Here is a 20,703-nt window from a genome sequence, read left to right as displayed (position 1 = left end):
AATACAAATTCTTTATTATGTTTTTAAGGTATCAAAAATAAAAAAATATGTATATTCGAGAATGGCTTTTCGGAGTCTTGTTTTTTCCATCGGTCATGGGATGCCAGAATATGTCCCAGATAACGGAAGAGGTTGTGGTAAATTTACGACAAAAGGGGGCTGATATTTCTTCTTCCATGTACGGTGTGTTTTTCGAGGAAATCAACCACGCTGGTGATGGAGGCTTGTATGCGGAATTGGTACAGAACCGAAGTTTTGAAGAAGATGAAATCCCTGAAGGGTATCGAATAGAAGGAACGAAATTGATACCTCTTGCCAAACCTTATCATTTGACTGGCGAGATACGTGAGCGTTCTTTTGAGTGGTATGGAGGCAAAATCAGGGGGTGGAATTTGAAAACCGGAGATTTGTCAGAGGCTTCCATGCGTTTGACAAAAGAACGTCCTATGTATCCTACGGCTCCGAACAATTTGGAATTGTTTATTCAGAAAACAACAGGTGCTGTACAGTTGGTTAACGAAGGATATTGGGGTATGGGTATTCGGCAGAACGAACGTTATCATTTACGTACCATTGTGCGTGTGGATCCAGGTTATAAGGGAACCCTTACTGCTAAGTTGCTGTCGGAAAAAGGAGATATATTGGCACGGGCTTTATTACCTTGTATTCCTGACGGTGAATGGCATGATATGACACTGGTATTGACATCTGTGGCCACGGACTGTAAGTCATCGTTAGCTATAGAATTCGATGCACCCGGGAAGGTGTGGTTGGACTACGTGTCTCTCTTTCCTGAAAATACCTTTAAGAAACGCCAGAACGGTTTACGTAAGGATGTGGCGGAAATGGTGGCCGGTTTGCAACCCGCCTTTTTCCGTTGGCCCGGTGGTTGTGTGGTGGAAGGCATTACTTTGAATAACCGTTTCGAGTGGAAGAAAACTTTGGGCGATCCGGCGGCGCGCCCCGGGGAATACAGCACATGGGGGTATCGTTGCTCTTATGGTTTCGGCTATTATGAAATGTTGCAGTTTTGTGAGGACATCGGTGCCAAGGCCATGTATGTCTGTAATGTGGGTTTGAGTTGCCAGTTCCGTATGGGGGAAGCTTCTGAAAAAAGTGATATATCTTATTATATAGATGACTGTTTGGATGCGATAGAATACGCGTTGGGGGATACGTTGACGGAATGGGGAGCACGTCGTGCAGCCGATGGACATCCGGCACCTTTCCCTTTGCAGTATATTGAGATAGGTAATGAAAATTGGGGAGACGAATATGACCGCCGTTTCGATATGTTTTATCAGGCCATCAAGCAAAAGTACCCTCAACTTACTTTGATTTATAACGAAATGCCCGAACGAAACGGACCGATGGGCATTACGAAAACCGATATGGTGGATCCGCATTATTATGTGGCACCGGAGTTCTTTTTCCGGAATACGGATTTGTTTGATCATTACGAACGGGGGAAGCACACGGTTTACGTCGGTGAATATTCTTGTAACCGAGGAGTGGGCGGTGGAAATATGTGGGCAGCCTTGTCGGAAGCGGCATTTATTGGCGGTATGGAGCGTAACGGCGATTTGGTGAAGATGGCTTCTTATGCCCCCTTGCTGGAGAATCGTAACAATCGTAAATGGCCGACCAATCTGATTTGGTTCGACTCCGAGCAAGTGGTCGGACGTGGATCCTATTATGTGCAGAAAATGGCGGTGGAGAACAGGCCTACTTATAATGTGGCGAATGATAAGGTTTTACGGGCAACTGATACGGCTTCGTATGTATCCGGCCATATCGGCTTTGGTTCGTGGGCTACTGCTGTGGAATTTAAGGACTTCAAGTGGGTATCAAAGGGGCATAGGGTAGATGTGCCGCTCGGGGAAACTACACGGAATTATGGAAGTTGGAGCTATACCGATGGCGTTTTGTCTCAAACTTCTTTGGAAACCGGCACCCAGTATATTCTGAAAGGGTTTAAGGATAATGATTACACTTTGGAGTGTAAGGCACGCCGGGTGAGTGGTAAAGAAGGTTTCTTGATTTATTTTGGTATGACGGCCAACGGCCAAGATGGTTATATGTATAATATAGGTGGATGGGATAATCAAAAGGCCGTATTGCAGCAAGTGGCCAACAGCAACCGGGCGAAAGTGTTGGCAGAATGTCAGGACGTGAGGGTGGAAACCGGTCGTTGGTATGATTTGAAGCTGGTGGTTTCCCCTCGCAAGAGTGAATTGTACGTAGACGGGAATTTGGTACTGTCCCATGTACCCGAGCCCGTACCTTTACAGTTTGTGGATTCCGGCTATGATGAACATGCGGGTGAGTTGGTTTTGAAAGTCGTCAATGCCACAGATTCGGTCTATCCGGTTTCTTTCCGTATTGACGGGGCACGACGGGTGGCTCCTGAAGGCAAGGTCATTACTTTGGCGGCTGGGAGTGGAGCAGAGGAAAATTCTTTCGAGAATCCACGGAAGATTTATCCTGTGACATCCGGTTACGGTGATTTCGGACGTGATTTTACTTATACGTTCCGCCCTTTTTCATATACAGTGTTACGTATCAAGGCAGAGAGGGATGTTTCCGGGTTGAATAATGAACAATAAATAACGGATTATGGAAAGATGGCTGATTTTAGTTTGGAGTTTTTTATTTGCTTTACTTGGGGAAGCACAGGTGCGTGTCAGTGCCTGGCCTGAGGGCAAGGACGGATTGGAAAGGAGTCCGGATTATGATGTGACTGTAAAATCTCTTGCAGGAGGAAGCGGGGAATGGATACGGGTACCTAATTTACGGTGTGATGTGGATACCAGACATGTGCGCCATGCTTCGTTTGCTGAATTCGAGATGGGAAGTCCCGTGGTGGTCCGAGTGAAGAACTGCCGCACAGATGCATGGGACGGGAATGGCAAAATGCAAGTAAAAGTGAAGCCTTCCTCTCGTGGCATCGCTTGTCGTCAGGTGGATGCACGTACCGTGGAGTTTACTTTGCATCGTCCTGAATTCCTGAGCGTGGAATTTAATGGTGAGCGCAAGCAGAACCTTCATATCTTTGCCAATGACATGCTTGCCGAGACCTATACGGGGGAAGAACCAGATGCGATTAATTGGAAAGGAAAGAACGCACAAGACGTGTTTAAACAGGATGCGCGATTGATTTACTTCGGTCCGGGGGTACATTTTCCTAAGGATTTGCCGAGTGGGGAAATCAAGATACCGAGCAATACGACGGTTTATCTGGCTCCCGGTGCGGTAGTTCGGGCCCGTCTTATTGTGGATCGTGCCGAGAATGTCCGTATCATAGGCCGGGGAATCGTAGCCCATCCTTTGCGTGGGGTTGAGATTACTTATTCCAAAAATGTGCTGGTAGATGGGATTACCATCTTGAATCCACAACATTATACTGTGTATGGCGGTCAATCGGAAAATCTGACCATTTGTAACTTGAAGTCTTTTTCGGCTCGTCCGTGGAGTGACGGTATCGACCTGATGAGTTGTCGTCATGTGAAGATCGACCATGTATTTTTACGGAATTCAGACGATTGCATTGCGCTTTATAATCACCGTTGGTGGTATTGGGGCGGCACTGAGGATGTGGATATTTCCAGAGCTACTTTATGGTGTGACTGGGCACATCCCGTGAATATAGGAACTCATGGGGATGACCGGAGCGAGTCAGGCGAGACATTGAAAAATGTGCGTATCCACGACTGTGACATCATTTTTCATGAGGGAGACGGAATGCTGTCCATTAGGTGTGGAGATAAGAATGTGGTACGTGACGTGGTGTACGATTCCATTCGCATTGAAGACATATCCAGAGGGCGTTTGTTTGAAATGCAGGTGATTTACAGCGAGAAGTACAATCGTGCTCCGGGTAACGGAATTCGGGATGTACATTTTCGGAATATCTCGGTATTCGATTCAGAAGGGTGTATGAATCCAAGTTTGATTACAGATTATGATGCCAACCGTGTCATAGGGAAATATACGATAGAGAATGTGATGCTGAACGGTAAGCCGTTTAACGAGGATAAAGGCCTCATACGCAAAATGATCGTAAAATAAAAAATGGAATCTGCGAATGTTTAACTAATTATTATATACAAATGAAGAAAGGCTTGTTTATTTTGTGTTGCTTAATAATAAGTAATGTAAGTTTTCTTTGGGCACGTGATTTCAAACATCCGTGTTCAATGGTTTCGATAGTTGAAATAGAGAAGATGAAGAAACATATTGCAGACAAAACAGAACCGTTTTATAGTGAATGGCAAACTCTGCAAAGCGACCGTTATGCCAGCCCGTCTTACACCACTTCGGGACATATTGAAATCGGAGGAAGTGATGGTACTCGCCAACAGGTGAGCAATGATGCCATGGCGGCTTTCTACAATGCGCTGCAATGGCATGTTACGGGGAATGTAAAATATGCTGATTGTGCGGCTCGCATCCTGTCGGTGTATGCAGAGAAAATGGAAAGTGCTACACAGCAGCTCTACCAGTATCCGGCTCGAGATTTATGTTATGCGGCTGAATTGCTGCGTTTAAGCGACGGTTCTTTCTATAGTGGATGGGAGGAGGTTTCATACAATCAGTTTCTAAATAAAGTGCGAACAATTCTTGTTCCGGCTTTAAGAAAGGAGAGAACAAACGGAATGAGCAGTTGGTCAGCGGGTGCCATCGACGGTTTGCTTATAGCTGGCGTACTACTTGATGATGAAGCCATCTACGATGAAGCCATCGGTTATTTTAAAAACGAATCTATTCCCGGTTCGATAACGGGAGCCATTACCGATTCCGGACAACTCAACGAAATGGGACGCGACATGGTCCACGCCAATCTTGTCCTTGATGATTTGTGCCGTATGGCACATGTGGCCTGGGTACAAGGTGATGACTTGTTCGGGTACGATAACAATCGTCTGTTGCGCAGTTTCGATTATTGGTGTCAAGCCAATTTGGGATATGAAGACTCTATGGTTTATACTCCTGTTGGACGTTGGTATTATTTGTCCACCCATAATAACGGGAATCGTTTGTATCCAGACGGTTCTATTTTTGAATGTGCTTTGCATCATTACAAGGAAGTGAAAAAATTGGATGGTTCCCAGTATTATTACTTAGATCGTTATGCCAAGGTGGCTCGTCCCGGACGTTTCTATCATACACTCTTTTATGTGGCCGATCCGGAGTTGTCTCCCGTGTTTAAAGTGGTTCCTCAAAAGCCGGTTCAATTTAAAGTGACACAAGGAATAGGGTTTATGGAACTTTCATGGAGTCACCCTGTACTCGACGACCAAAGCGGATATAAAGTTTATCGTTCTTCAGATGGCGTGAATTATAATTGTGTGGCTACTGTAGACCATTCTACAAAAAATAGCTACCAAGACCATAGCGTCATTGCAGGACATGTTTATTATTATAAAGTGATTCTCTTTAATTATGCAGGAGAAAGTGAAGCCTCTGATGTCGTCGGTCCTTTGACGGCCTCTGCCGGAAGTGAAATATTGCCTGAAGAATGGGCTTTTGAAGATGTGGGGCAAACAGGTATAGGGGCAGGAAAGTACCTCAATACCCAAAGCAGTTCTTTTGCCGTATCGGGAGTGGGGCATGACATTGGCGGCACAAATGATGCGCATGGTTTTGTTTATAGAAAGGTAAAAGGGGATGCCATATTTACTGTTCGATTGGTTTCTACCGAGGAAGCTTTTTATAAGGTGGGTATCATAATGCGTGAATCTCTTGATGGTGCATCCAAGCGGGTTGGTATCACTTTAGGCGAAGTGGGTTATCGTTTATGCCGCATGTGTACGCGCTCTTCACAAGGTGGTGGAACTTCTTGGGTGGAAGGCAATGATTTCACTTATGCACCCGTATGGTTTCGCTTACAACGCGAGGGGGATGTGTTCATGGCTTATCAATCTCGCGACGGAATGAATTGGTTTGAGATTGGTCGCCAATCGGTTTCCATGGCAAGTGATTATTACGTTGGGATGGCTTCAAGTACGGCATCTGACACAGGTGAAGCTTACGAAGCTATATTTGACCATGTCACTGTGGAAAACGTACTCACGGTTGTAGACACGCCGCAAAATGTACAGGTTGATGCTTGCAACAGTACGCGTGCCGCTATTTCGTGGACTCCGGTAAAAGGTGCTATAGACTATGTGCTTACACGTCACGATGGAAAAGAGTATGTTGCCATACAACCTATATTTCAAGATTCTTGTCTGGTACCCGAGCAGACTTACAGCTATGGCATCAAAAGCCGTGGATTTGGTGGTTATAGTGATGAGTCTGCTGTTGTAAGTGTCACCATGCCTAAATTGGGTATTCCGTTGTCGCCTGCATATATTAGAGCAGAATGTAACGGAGAACCGGAAGTTGTTGTTAGGTGGGCTTTTACTGATGAAGCATCTTCGTATGTCTTGCAACGTGCGGAATCCATTGACGGTGAGTTTCAAACGCTGTTATCCGATTCTGTGCTGTCGTTTGTTGATACCTCGGTGGAAGAGAACAAAACCTATTATTATAGGGTTATGGCAGTAAATAGATTGGGTACAAGTTCGTACTGCGAGTCGGATATTGTAGAAATATTCAGTATAGAAAAACTGGAGGGAGTGGTTATAGGTACGGACGGAAGTTGGGAGGACAACGTTGCCACAATGAAACAGGCGGCTGTAGATGGATTATTGGATACTTATTTCGATTCCTCACAAAAAGACGGGGCCTATGTGGGGTATGATTTAGGGGAAAATAATCGTGCTTATGTTTATGAATTACGTTTCGCACCGCGTAATGGTATGCCACAGCGTATGGTAGGTGGTGTTTTTCAAGGTGCAAACAAAATGGATTTCAGTGATGCGGAAACGCTTTATACTGTAACATTTACGCCAGAAGAAGGGAAGTATACTCACATAAAACTTTCATCGACAGGAAAGAAATTCAGATATTTACGTTATATGTCTCCTAAAGATGGTTTTTGCAATGTGGCGGAGGTTCAGTTTTATGGTCGTAAGATGAGCTTGAAAGAGCAGACTATTGACTTTCCCGAATTAGGTGTGGTAGAAGAAGGGATTGCAGATTTTTCACCTAAGGCAACGGCCACGTCGGGGTTACCCGTTACTTATTCATCTTCAAAGACTGATGTGGCTACCATTGTAAATGGAAAAATTCACGTGGTGGGGCCTGGTAACACCTATATCGTAGCCTATCAAAACGGAAACGAGGAATGGGGTGAAGCTACGCCGGTCAAACGTCGCTTAAGAGTAACCGTTAAAACTGCTATATTGGAACATAGGAATAGCGATGAGTTGCAAGTAAAATCAACCATTTGGTATAAAGCAGATGGTACCCGGATAGACAAACCTCTCAAAGGATTTTATATCCAAAAACAAATATTATCTGATGGTACCGTGAAAACTTACAAGCGTATTGTGGGACGTTAAATATACAACACCGTTCAAATTCATTTTTTTTGGTGGGATTAATAATCGAGGGGAATGGATTTGAACGGTGTTATTTGCAGAGGAGATGAAGATGAGGAGGTAGTAGAAATCAGAGGGGGACAAAGTATCTCTATCGGAAATCCGTCATTCCCCGTGCTCGCCCCCTCAGAATTTTTCAAAAAGACCTTTCATCCTTCAGATTATATGGTAACCAATTGTGATATAGAATATTATAGAATGAAGGACGTTTCAGGTATCTTTCAGCCTTCTTTCATAACGGAGAGGGATAAAAAGTTCTAAGCCAAATGATTTTTCAATCTCAGGCGAACAATTTTTCAATCTCAGGCAAACGATTTTATAATCTCAGGCGAACGGAATGAAGCGTGGCTGAAGGATGCTTGGGACATCTTTCAGCTTATAATACAAAGGAAATGAAAGGCTTGTCTTACATCCTGAAAGATGAAAGGTCTTTATGAAAAATTCAGGGAGACGTATGTGGCATGCAAGGAAAATTTGAATTGAAACTAAAAATTTTTTTTCTTCTGTAAGTATTCTGAGGTTGTGAAACGTAGTAGGGTATAGAGAGAGTTCTATTTTTATAGTATAACTTTAAATTAAAAATTATGAGATTGAGACATTTACTCAGTGCGTCTTTGCTCTGTTGGGCCGGAATGGCCGGGGCGCGCGACGTTCACGGTGTGAACGGGTATTACAACTGGACGGCAGCCCAAATGCAGGCCAATGCCCAAATTGAGTTTGGTCCGGAAGGTAAACAATGGGCACAATGGGAGCCGAGTTATGAATTTGAAGGCGATTATTTGAGATGGATTCCTGGAGTGCATAACACTGCCTTTGATAAAGACAAAGGTGGTTTTCAATTTCGTTCACGTATTGATTGGCGTGAAAAGGTGAAAGGGGAAGGTTTTATGACCATTACTCCCTCTTATCCGGTTTTTGTGGCCAAGTTGTCTATTCCGCGTCAGTCTCAGGTGAAGACACCCGGCGACAGTAATTTCTGGATTGAGTTCTTTTGGCATGACCCTTATACAGGAAAGCAAGACGTTGATTTGCCGAATAATGGAGGTGGAGGTTTTTGGGGATTTACCAAAGCTTTGGATGTGGTGAAGTCGCATTGTCCATGGGCTAAAGATGAATTAGGGCGTGATTCCATCTATTTATATAATAGGGAAGGGAATGACTCTACTTTGTCCATAAGAATAAATAAAGATGTGAATGAATTTACTGCCCAACAGAATGATACTGTATGGTATATGAAACGTTTGCCTGTGACAGAAAGTCAAGACAAATGTGAAATTATCGTAGCAGTCAATTTTGCTTCTATTCGTGACTCCTCCCAATTGGCCTTAGCCTCTCATCGTTTGATAGACCGTGTGCCTATTAAGATATCCCATTGTTCGTTGGGCTTTATTACTCGTGCAGATACAATGTATGTGGAAACTGATGAAAATGGAGATACGGTTGTAGCCCGTGCGAAAACGCGGGAAGAGTTGCCTTATTTGAACGTGAAATGGTTCAAAACCTATACGTCAATGGATGCCGCAGTAAAAAGCCTGACAGAAGAAAACAATTGGGGGGACGGTGCGATAGAAAATCCTCAAAAAGATGTTTTGAATACGGCTTTATATGAGGCAGAAAAAGTGATTAAAGGATTTGAAAATTACGCAGGAGATGCCGACGCAGCTTATGCGGCTTTGAAAAACGTACATGCAGATGCTGATGTCGTGTACAATAAGTCAGATGCTACCACGGAAGAATATCTGTCTGCCATAGAAAATATCAATGCTGCGATTGCGGAGTTTTATTCTTATGTTAATCCGTCGGAGAATTTGGTGTATAACTATATTCGTACGTCTGATGCAGCTACGTCATTGTATGCAGCTCAATCGGAAGTGACAAAGGATAATTATACAGGTCGTCCTTTGGCATTAGGGGCTAACGAAAGTGCTATTCCGTTGACTTTTGTTCCTATTGGAGTATCTAACGGTCAGTGTGCTTATAATTTGAAGGGCAAGGATGGCGTAGTCGTACAATGTACAGACGGGACATTGCTTTTGGTTAAGGGCTCGGGAGATGCTGCAACTTTCACATTTGCCGACCGCGACGGTTACGGGTTGTTCGACATGAAGTGCGGTTCTTTCTATTACTATAAGTCGGGTTATGAATTGAAGACCGTGAATGCGTTCCCGGAGGTAAGTTATGACGACATGCAGCCTTATTTGTTCCAAATCGTAGACGCATTGGAAAGTTATAATCCGACGGAAGACGAGAAGAGCGGACTGTTCGAGGCTTGGGAATTCAATGGCGAAGTCGAGGAAGACCCGAGCACGAAAGGTACGATAAACGGTGCGGAACTGGTTATGGGCGAACACGGACAGACGTTTATGTTGGATGGTTGGCGTATGCAACGCTGGCGCATGTGGTCGCGTGTGAACAAGGGTACTTACAAGAGCGAAGACGGAGAAGACTTGGGTTGCCTGAAACTGACGGCGGCAGAAACATACGATTCGTTCGACGGGACTTCTTTAGGCAATGCGACGGTTTATCCGGCCAGTCCTTCCATGCGTCGTGAAGGCGGTGTATTTACGAACTTCTACGACCGCGACCCGGCGGGAGGTGTGCGTGACGAGGCTTGCTTGGTGAACTTGAATCCGGGTGTACGGCGTTATCTGGCCATCAAATGTAAAGGGACGAATCCCGACATTACGGTGGATGTATTCAACTTCTTGAGCAAACCGGAAACAAGTGCTACGGACTTTGCTTTGAATCTGGCCGACGCCGAAGCCAAGGGCGATGTATATTACTGGGACCTACTGAAATATATCAGCGTGGGCAAGATGCCGTACGTGAGCCAGTATTTCAGTACGATGGGCTTCCAGAAAGACGATGCGCTCTACATTGACTGGATCCGTACGTTTGAAACGGAAGAAGATATTCCGTCCGAAAGCTTCGCTACGGCCATCTGCGACGTACAGGCCGACGGAGACGGTTTGAAGGTGTTCGTGACCGGTCGTACCATCAATGTCTTCACGGCAGAGGCCGGTGCCATTTATACGGTAGACGGCATGCGCGTGGCTTCCTTTGAAGGTACGGTGCACCAGACGGTTCTTCCGGGCATGTATATTGTCCGTGTGGGCGACACGGTGAAGAAAGTGTTGGTGAGGTAAACGCAATATCGGATATTAGATAATGATTGGGCGGAGTTTTCAAGGCTTCGCCTAATTTTTTAATAACCGTAAGTATTTGGGCCATGAGATACGTAGTAGGAAATAGAGGGTGGAAACACGAAACGTATGATTGTTTAAAAGAGAGATGAAGATGAAAATAAGAAAGATTTTTCTATTCGGGACGTTAGCCTGCATGTTTTGCGTTTTCCCGAGATGCAAGGATTCCGATGACGTGGGGGAGAATTACACGACTTTCACGGGGGAGACCGTCTGCGATTTCCTGCAGGATAACGAGGAGTATTCGGCATTTGTGGATGCTCTCAAAACTGCTAACGCCTTGCCTTTGTTGGAGTCTTATGGGGCATATACCTGTTTTGTACCGAATAACGCGGCGATGGGGACGTATGTGAAAGAACAGGGCTACGGGTCGTTTGAGCATTTTTTAGATTCGGTGGAAGCTGTCAAGGAAATGGTGTTTTACCATCTGATAGACGGTGAGGCCAACGATGCGGGAAACTATGAAACGGCCGGTTTTACGTCCGGAGCTATCGACACGAAAAACATGTTGGGGCGTTATCTGTACACGTCCATTGCACCCGATGGGACTGCATGGATGATCAACAATTCGGCACGCATCGTGTCGGGCGACCACATGTTGGTCAACGGTGTGGCGCATGTGGTGGACAAGGTGTTGGCCGGTAATACGGACTTGCTGCCTGATTACATTGAGACGGAAGGACATTTCAATTTGTATGGGGATGCTCTTCGTGCTACCGGTTGGAGGGACTCCTTGCTGCAGATTGATGATGAACATTATGTGGCACCGGTAACGAAACCGGCTACCGACCCATATTCAAGTACGGCGGAATACCCGAAAGCAAGAAACTTCCGTTATACGGCTTTATTGGAGACGGATTCGGTGTTGGCATTGAACGGAATCCGTACGTTGGACGACATGCGGGAATATGCCAAACGTTTCTATCCGGAAGGGGCGGATTTTCCGGACGAAGACAAGCGAAGCAGCCTGTCGCTTTTTGTAGGTTACCATTTATTACCGACGATGTTGACTTCCAATCAGTTGGTTAATACACGAAATTATGCTTTCACCCATACGTGGATGGATGAAGACTGGTTGAATGATAAATTCCGGGACGGAAAGTTCTGGTTGGAGCAGTACCTCATACCCATGGCCGAACAGTCAGTCATTACGGTTCAGGCTTTTACATGGGGGAGTGAGAATGCTCAGAAACCGATATTTAATGATGAACGTAATTGTTACGACCCTCGTTATACGAACATGACCGAAGAATTGGACGATGTGGTGACGTTGGATATGGCGCATAGTAATTTGGACTGCCAAAACGGGGTCATCCACGCCCTGACCGGCATATTGGTGTATGATAAGGACAAGTTGGGGCGTATCATGCGTGGGAAACGTATCCGTATGGACTTCGCTACTTTTCTGCCGGAATTGCGTAATAATGATATCATTTCAAATAAGTGTTATTATTTGCCTGAAGGGTATTGTAAAAAACTAAAGTATGAAGAGGGGGCCAGCGTGTTTGTCAAATATATAGGGGATAACATGCACAGTGATTATTTACATGATTATATAGAGAGTTGGGGTATGTTCGATGTGACCATTACTGTTGGTCCTATTCCGGATGGAAGTTATGAAGTGCGTATCGGTTATAGGGTTAACACAAACCATAGAGGGATTACGCAATTTTACCTTGACGAACAACCTTGTGGCATTCCCATCGACATGCGCTTGAAGGGGGATGATGCCTCTATTGGTTGGGAACAGGAATACGTGTACACTCAAATCAACTCCCCTTATATTTGGGGCGGTGGCAATGAAGAGGATTATTATGGTTATGAGAATGATAAGAGCTTGCATAACAGGGGATTCATGAAAGCGCCGGATTGTTTTGCTTCTAATGAGTTGTTACCTACGGGAAGCAGTGGAGGGGTAAAAGGTTCTGCACGTAATGACCCGTATGCCTTACGTAAGGTCCTGGGGATATTCAGTTGGGATAAGATGGAAACCCATGAGTTCCGTGTGGTGCAAATGTTAGACGGGAGTTGCCATTTCGACTACATTGAGTTCATCCCAACCAATTTGCTTGAAGGAGAAGATACACATTAATTTTTTTAATCGGCGTAAGTATTTGTCTCGTCGTATACGTAGTAGGATATAGAAGAAGACTTTTATTATGTTTTTTTTAATAATTAGATTCTATATGAAAATAAAGAATGTGGTAGCGTACTGTCTCTTGGCCTGTATGTTCTGTTGTTTTCCCGGATGCCAGGATTCTGACGACGTGGGAGAGAATTACACGACTTTTACGGGGGAGACCATCAGCGACTTTTTGCAGAACAACGCGGATTATTCGGATTTCGCGGAAGCTTTGAAGACGGCGGGGGCTTTTTCCCTGCTGGAATCATACGGCTCATACACCTGTTTTGTGCCGAACAACACGGCGATGGAGGCGTATGCGAAAGAACAGGGTTACGGGTCGTTCGAGCATTTTCTGGATTCCGTGGAGGCGGTCAAGGAAATGGTGTTTTATCATCTGATAGACGGAGAGGCCAACGAAGTGGGAAACTATGAAACGGCCGGTTTTACGTCCGGGGCCATCGACACGAAAAACATGTTGGGGCGTTATCTGTACACGTCCATCGCACCCGACGGTACTTCGTGGATGATCAACAATTCGGCACGTATCGTGTCGGGCGACCATATCAAGGTCAACGGAGTGGTGCATATCGTAGACAAGGCTTTAGCCGGTAATACCGACTTGTTGGCCGATTACATCGAGACGGAAGGCCATTTCAAGCTTTACGGCGAAGCTTTGCATGCTACGGGTTTGCGTAATTCCCTTACGCTTCTGGACGACGAGACGTACGTGCCTGCTACGACCAAACCGTCGGACGACCCGTACGCTTCCGGTGCGGAGTTTCCCAAGACCAAGAATTACCGTTATACGGCTTTGTTGGAAACGGATTCGGTATTGGCATTAAACGGAATCCGTACGTTGGACGACATGCGGGAATATGCCAAACGTTTCTATCCGGATGGGAAAGATCTGCCGGATACGGACGAGGGCAGCAGCCTGTACCGCTTCGTGGCTTACCACTTGTTGCCGGTCATGCTGGCTTCCAATCAGATCGTGAACACCCGCGATTACGTAGTGACGCACACGTGGATGGATGCGGATTGGCTGCGTGAGAATTACCGCGACGGCTCGTTCTGGCTGGAACAGTATTTGGTGCCGCTGGCCGAGCAGTCCATCATTACGGTGCAGGCTTTCAAATGGGGCGACCAGGATGCGCAGAAACCGGTATTCAATGACGAACGTAACTGTTATGATGCGCAGTACACGAATATGGCGGAGGAATTGGACGATGTGGTGACCTTGGACATGGCACATAGCAATCTGGACTGCCAAAACGGAGTTATCCATGCGCTGACGGGGATGTTGGTGTACGATGAGGATAAGGTAGGGCGTATCATGCGTGGCAAACGCATACGTATGGACTTCACCATTTTTACACCGGAATTGCGGAATAATGACATCATTTCCAAAAAAGACTATTATGTGCCGCAGGGGTATTGTAAGAATTTCCACTTTGAAGAGAGCAGTACGGTGTTTGCCAAATATATCGGGTCGAACATGCACAGTTTCTTTTTGGGTGACTATTTGGAGATTTGGGGGATGTTCGATGCTTCGATTACCGTGGGACCCGTGCCGGCCGGAAGTTATGAAGTACGTATCGGTTATCGTGTGGATGCGGCCACGCGCGGTATTACGCAGTTTTATTTAGACGACGAGCCTTGCGGCATTCCTATCGACATGCGTCTGAAAGGTACGGATGCCGGAATCGGTTGGGAGCAGGTGTGGCAGTTCACGCAGGACAATCCCGGAGCGTGGTGGGATTATGATTCCAAGGAAGACGACCCCTACGGGTATGAAAACGACAAGAGTATGCACAACCGCGGATTCATGAAAGGGCCGGATTCCTTTGCTTCCACGGAATTGATGATGGGGCAAAGCGGAGGCATCAAAGGCTCTACCCGTAACGACCCGTTCGAACTGCGCAAGGTGCTGGGTATATTCAGTTGGACGGAAATGTCCACGCATGAGTTCCGTTTCGTGCAGATGCTCAACGGTAACTGCCATTTGGATTACATCGAGTTCATGCCGACCAATCTGATTGAGAGTGAAGATACGCATTGATTTCTATTTAAACATTTTATACCATGAAGTTTTATAAGTTACTGGCTTTGCTTTCCGTAGGTGTGGCAGGGGTTTTCCCTACGGCTTGTACGGACAAGTATGAGGACATGGAAAACCACATGCCATCGTGGCTGAACAGCAACATATACGATTATCTTTCAGGCCGTGGGGACTGTACGTATTATATCCGCCTGATTGATGACTGCGGATACACCGATGCCATGAAGGTGTCGGGGAGCAATACGCTGTTCTTTTCGAACGATGCTTCTTTCGAACGCTTTTTCCAGACGAACGAAATGGGGTATCGCAGTTATGAGGATTTGCCTTATTCGTTCAAGATGATGCTGCTCAAGTTGGGAACGATACCTTATTCCCAACTCTTGGAACGTTTGTCTTTGAGCGACAGGGGGCAGGTGACTTTCCGCCGGACGACCGATTTCGAGGTGGAAGACACGATTCCGGTAGTTGACGCGGAGGACCTGCCGGACAGCAAATACTTCGCTCCCTACCGCCGGGCGGGCAAACCGATAAAATTGTTGTCCGATGCCACGAAATGGACATTGGTACAGTTCTTTCCCGATGTAATGTCCGGGAAGCACATTACGGATGATGATTTCAGTTTCGTGACGGGTATTCCCCGCGAGGCAGACGATGCGTCGTTGTTTGCCAATAAGATTATCCAGAAAGATATCGTTTGCCAAAACGGATATTTGCACGAGTTGGCCGACGTGCTGGTTCCGCCTGAAAACATGGCGGCTTATATCCGGGGGAATGAAAAGGTGAGCCGTTTCAGCCGACTGATGGACCGTTTCGCCTGTCCGGTGTTCTACAAACGGGATGCCCAGGGCGACTCCATCTTCCAGACACGTTATTTCAATCAAAGTCCGGCATACTCCTTTACGGAATATAACGGTACGAATGCGCCGGGCCTGTTGTATTTCGATCCGGGATGGAACTTGTACCAACCGAAAGGCGGAAACACGAGCCAGCCCGGCTATGAGACGGACATGGGCTGTATGTTCGTACCGACCAATGAGGCGATGGATCGGTTCTTTTCTCCATCGGGTGAGGGAAGCGACTTTTTTGAAGCTTTCGGTTCGTGGGACAAGGTGCCCGACAATATCGCCGCAGACTTTGTGGCCAACCACCAGAAGTATTCTTTCCTGTCTTCGTTGCCGAGCCGTTTCGGGGACATCAAAGATGAGGCCGGTTATGAGATGGAGGTAAGCAAGGAAAATATTGTGGATAAGTTTGTGGGGCGTAACGGAGTGGTCTATGTGACTGACAAAGTCTTTACGCCGTTGGATTATCGTACGGTAATGGGGCCGGCCAAGATTGACTCCCTGAACTCCATCTTCAATCAGGCTATGACGGATGCACAATTTGTCTATTATTTGCGCTCGTTGAAGAGTACGTATCAGTTCTTTGTCACACCGAACGAGTATATGAAAGACTATGTGGACCCCGTGGCGAAATCATACGCCTCGGAAAACTATCGGTGTAACCTGGAATTCCAGTTGACGCCGCAGAATACGGTGGCTGCCGTACCGACCCGTACATCCGACGGGACGGTGATTATGGACAATGGTTTTCCGTTGGGCTCGAATGGTACCGTCAGTAACAGTTCCATCCTGAAGAACCGTTTGGAAGACATCTTGAACTGCCAGACTTTGGTCACGGAAAGCAATGAAGCCTTCGAAGCGGCTCGTGCGGGCGGACAGGAGTACTTTATCACTAAAGGATATGCGCCGGTTCGTATTACGCAGGACAACAAAATCAGTGGGGCCGGAAATGAACGGCCGCTCACAGTGAGTAAGATATATAATAAGGAGAACGGAAATACTTACCTGATAGACGGTATCTTGCAAAACACGACGACTTCCATTTATGATGTATTGTCGTCCAAGGATGATTTCCGGGAGTTTTATGACATGTGTGCTTTGCTGGGCATTTTCGTCAACAATCCGACGTCTTCTACCGTGGCACCGGGACGTAAGGTGAAGTTCCTCAACCAGTATCATTATACGGTGTATGTACCGACGAATGAGGCGATACGCGAAGCTCAGGCGAAAGGATGGATTCCCACGGTGGGGCAGATAGAGAACGAGGGGGACCAAAGCGTGAGGGATTCTCTGGAAAACGTAATGGAGCGTTTTGTCCGTTATCATTTCCAGGATAATTCCGTGTTTATAAAAGGTGAGAAGGTAGAAAACAAAGCTTATCTGACCTCTACGATCAACGAAGCAAGCAATAAATTCTATCCGGTGTATGTGACGAACAAGGACGGGAATATCACTTTGGTTGATGAGGCTGACTATGGCACGGGAAGGGTTTCGGCCCGTGTGGTCAAAACGGAAGGAGTGTATAACCTGATGACTCGCGACATGACGTTGAACAGCGGCGATAAGGAAAAGGCCACGACGATAGAGGCTTATACCTACGCCGTGATACATCAGATAGACGATGTGTTGTGGTTCGAACAGCCCAAAGGAGAGAATGTAAAAGACCAAAAATGACCTTAAAAAAAGAGAACGATGAAGAGATATTTGTTATTAATGGCTTTTCTATGCGCGGTATGGCGTGCCGGGGCGCAGGTCATGGTGAGCGGGCGTGTCGTGGATGCGAACGACGGGCTTGAACTGATGGGATGTACCGTGGCGGAGAAGGATGCGACCAATCGTGTGGTCGGCGGTATGACGACGGACATGAACGGTAACTTTGCCTTTAAGGTGAAGAACGTGAACAACAAACTGGTATTTACCTTTATGGGATATAAAACGCAGGAATTTCCTATCGGCTCCCAACGTAAGTTCAATGTCAAGATGGAAGACAACACGATGAAAGTGAGTGAAGTCGTGGTCAAAGCGCAGAAGAGAGGACCGGACGGGGCTTTCAATATTCCGCAACGGGAGGTGAGTATGGCCATGACTACTTTCAAGATGGATGCCATGGAAGGAGTGTCTGTGGCCGGATCCGACGATGCTTTGCAAGGGCGTGTGGCCGGTTTGGACATCGTGGTAGGCGGAAGTCCCGGTTCGGGCAGCCAGATGCGTATCCGTGGAACGACATCCATCACGGGTAACTCACAGCCTTTGGTGGTGGTGAACGGCGTGCCTTATAGCGGTGAGATTGATGAAAGTTTCGATTTCGGTACGGCTAACGAGGAAGAGTATGCAGACTTGTTGAGCGTCAATGTGGAGGATATCGAGGAGATTACCGTATTGAAAGATGCCGCCTCCACCGCCATGTGGGGTTCTAAGGGAGCCAACGGCGTATTGTTGATCAAGACGAAACGGGGTACGAGGGGGAAGACACGTGTGTCTTATACCTATAAACTTTCCGGTTCCACCCAACCCAAAGGGATGAAGCTGCTGTCGGGAGGGGATTATACGATGATGATGAAGCAGGCATACTTTAACCGAACTTTGAGCGGACGTGACGAGACTTACGAACAATATGATTATGACGAGTTGCGCTACGAACCGGACAACCAGAATTACAATAATAATACAGATTGGGTGGACGAAGTGACGCGACACGGATGGACAAACGACCACTATCTGACCGTGTCGGGTGGCGGTGAACGGGCTGCATTCCGTATTTCCGGTGGTTACTATGACCAGAAAGGTACGGTCATGGGGCAGCGGTATCAACGTTTTTCTACCCGTTCGCAACTGGATTATTATGTGTCCGACCGTATGGTGTTCGGTTCGGAATTCCAATTTACTTATTCGGATAATGACCGGAATTATGAGAATTTGTTAGACATCGCCTACAAGAAAATGCCGAACATGGCCGTGTATGAGGAAAATGCGGACGGCAGCAGTACGGGGCGTTATTATAATATGGATGCCGAGTCGGGCTTCAACAAAGAGCAGCGGGAATTGAAGAATCCCGTGGCGTTGGGCAAGTTAGCCAAGAACAACCTGAAAGGGTACCGTATTATGCCCAAGTTGTCGTTGCAATACGACTTTTTCAATCCGGAGGAGCATTACTTGCGTTATCTTGGTTGGGTGGCCATTGACTTGAACAATGAACGGGAAGAGAAGTTTCTACCGGCGGAATGTGTGTACAATGCGGCGGACAACTATGGATCGGCCAATGTGGCGGAGACGAAAACGTCCGGCAAGCTGACGGTAGCCACGGAGCACGGACTTACATGGCAGAGCCGTTTCCTGAATGACGACCATAACTTGCAGGCGCAGGCTCTGATGCAGTTGACTACGACCACGAGCCATTCCCAATATGTGAAGATGCAGGGATTGCCGAGTTCTGCCATTAACGACGCCACGGCTACGGGATACATATCCGGCACGGAAAACGGGAACAGTAATGACAAGACTTTAGGTTGGATGGGACGTGTGCACTACAGTTTCAAGGGGCGTTATATCTTTGATGCCAATCTTCGTGTGGACGGTTCCACACAGTTCGGTCCTTCCAACCGTTACGGATTTTTCCCGGGAGTGGGTGGCAAATGGATTATCTCGGACGAACCGTGGTTGCAGAAGTACACGGGAAAAGTGCTGACCTTGTTGGCTTTCCGTCCGAGTTGGGGTATCGCCGGTCGGCAACCCGGGCAGAATTACCTTCAATATAGTGTATTGACGACGAATTCTACAGGTTATATGGACATGAGTGCCGTTTATCCCACACGTATCCGTCTGGATGGGTTGAAATGGGAGAAGGTGACTTCGTTGAACTTGGGTTTCGACATGGAACTTTGGAACGGAAAGGTGTCTGTCATTTACGACTGGTACAAAAAGCGTACAGACGATCTTTTGTTTAAAGACATCGACATTCCGTCTTCTTCCGGCTTTGCTACATTGACTTACAAAAACGTGGGGCGAATGGATAATGACGGTTGGGAACTTACGGTCAATTTCAACAAGGTGGTGGAAAAAGGTAAGTTCTCGTTGGACATCAATACAAACTTTGCTTCCAACAAGAACATGATTCGCAGTCTCGATCCGAGTGTGCTGAACAACTTCAACAACCATTCCGACTTCGGAAACGGGGCTTACTATACGCGTTTGCAGGAAGGCAACTCGTTCGGCTCCATCTATGGGTTCCGTTACAAAGGGGTATATTCCTACAGTTACGACCGTTACGACCAAGCGGTAGCAGAAGGAAAGACGGTGCCTGTGGCCCGTGATGAGAACGGAGTCCCGATGACGAATTTCGAAGGTACGGTGAAACCGATGTACTATTACCACAGTACGACCAAATACCAGTTCCAGGGGGGTGATGCCATCTACGAGGATATCAACCACGACGGAAGCATCGACCAGTATGATGTGGTCTATTTGGGTAATTGCAATCCTAAACTTACGGGTGGTTTCGGCTTTACGTTGCGTTATGACCGCTTCTCGTTGAATGTGTTCTGTAACTACCGTTGGGGGAACAAAATCGTGAATATGGCGCGTATGAATGCCGAGAACATGTATCATGCCTACAACCAGTGTACGACGGTGAATTGGCGTTGGCGCAAGGAAGGAGACGTGACGGACATGCCGCGTGCAGTGTACAACCAAGGTTATAACTGGCTGGCATCCGACCGTTATGTAGAGGACGGTTCTTTCCTGCGTGTGAAGTACATCACGCTTCGTTATCGTTTCCCGTCCAACTGGGTGAAGCGTATCGGCATGACGAACCTGAGTGCTTATCTCACTGTGAACAACCTTTGGTGTTTTACCAAGTATTCCGGTGTAGACCCTGAGATTTCTATTTGTACGGATACAGCCAAAGACTATTACGGCATAGCGGTGGACAATTCCATGACTCCGCGTGCCAAGGAATGGACATTCGGACTTTCAGCTACATTTTAATTAA

At 46.7% G+C, this 20,703-nt stretch carries 9 protein-coding genes; all 9 read left to right on the top strand.

Features of this window, described 5'->3' with window-relative positions; genetic code table 11:
* Positions 1-47: 47 nt before the first annotated feature.
* Positions 48-2,606: an alpha-L-arabinofuranosidase C-terminal domain-containing protein gene (locus tag HMPREF9441_RS07865; protein WP_008619962.1), complete on the top strand. Its 2,559-nt coding sequence runs from the start codon at positions 48-50 to the stop codon at positions 2,604-2,606.
* A gap of 10 nt (positions 2,607-2,616) precedes the next feature.
* On the top strand, positions 2,617-4,068 hold the full coding sequence (locus tag HMPREF9441_RS07860; protein WP_008619961.1) for a glycosyl hydrolase family 28 protein: 1,452 nt from the start codon (positions 2,617-2,619) through the stop codon (positions 4,066-4,068).
* Positions 4,069-4,223: 155 nt separating this feature from the next.
* Positions 4,224-7,448, top strand: a complete 3,225-nt coding sequence (locus tag HMPREF9441_RS07855; RefSeq protein ID WP_253270811.1) for an alginate lyase family protein — start codon at positions 4,224-4,226, stop codon at positions 7,446-7,448.
* A 54-nt stretch (positions 7,449-7,502) separates the two neighbouring features.
* On the top strand, positions 7,503-7,748 hold the full coding sequence (locus HMPREF9441_RS07850) for a hypothetical protein (protein WP_008619959.1): 246 nt from the start codon (positions 7,503-7,505) through the stop codon (positions 7,746-7,748).
* A 323-nt stretch (positions 7,749-8,071) separates the two neighbouring features.
* A complete protein-coding gene (locus HMPREF9441_RS07845) occupies positions 8,072-10,633 on the top strand; it encodes a hypothetical protein (RefSeq protein WP_244949686.1) in 2,562 nt (853 codons plus the stop codon).
* A gap of 151 nt (positions 10,634-10,784) precedes the next feature.
* Positions 10,785-12,782 carry a fasciclin domain-containing protein gene (locus HMPREF9441_RS07840; protein ID WP_244949685.1) on the top strand — a complete coding sequence of 666 codons (1,998 nt, stop codon included), beginning with the start codon at positions 10,785-10,787 and terminating at the stop codon, positions 12,780-12,782.
* A 94-nt stretch (positions 12,783-12,876) separates the two neighbouring features.
* Positions 12,877-14,874, top strand: a complete 1,998-nt coding sequence (locus HMPREF9441_RS07835) for a fasciclin domain-containing protein (RefSeq protein ID WP_244949684.1) — start codon at positions 12,877-12,879, stop codon at positions 14,872-14,874.
* A gap of 23 nt (positions 14,875-14,897) precedes the next feature.
* Positions 14,898-17,390, top strand: coding sequence for a hypothetical protein (locus HMPREF9441_RS07830; protein ID WP_008619950.1), 2,493 nt, complete (start codon positions 14,898-14,900; stop codon positions 17,388-17,390).
* Between the two features lie 18 nt (positions 17,391-17,408).
* Positions 17,409-20,699 (top strand): SusC/RagA family TonB-linked outer membrane protein, encoded by a 3,291-nt coding sequence (locus tag HMPREF9441_RS07825; RefSeq protein ID WP_008619948.1) that lies wholly within the window; start codon positions 17,409-17,411, stop codon positions 20,697-20,699.
* Positions 20,700-20,703: the final 4 nt, after the last annotated feature.

The sequence above is a fragment of the Paraprevotella clara YIT 11840 genome (genome assembly GCF_000233955.1).
GTDB classification, from domain to species: domain Bacteria; phylum Bacteroidota; class Bacteroidia; order Bacteroidales; family Bacteroidaceae; genus Paraprevotella; species Paraprevotella clara.
The sequence above is the reverse complement of the archived record's forward strand: the minus strand, read 5'-3'. Positions and strand labels throughout refer to the sequence as shown.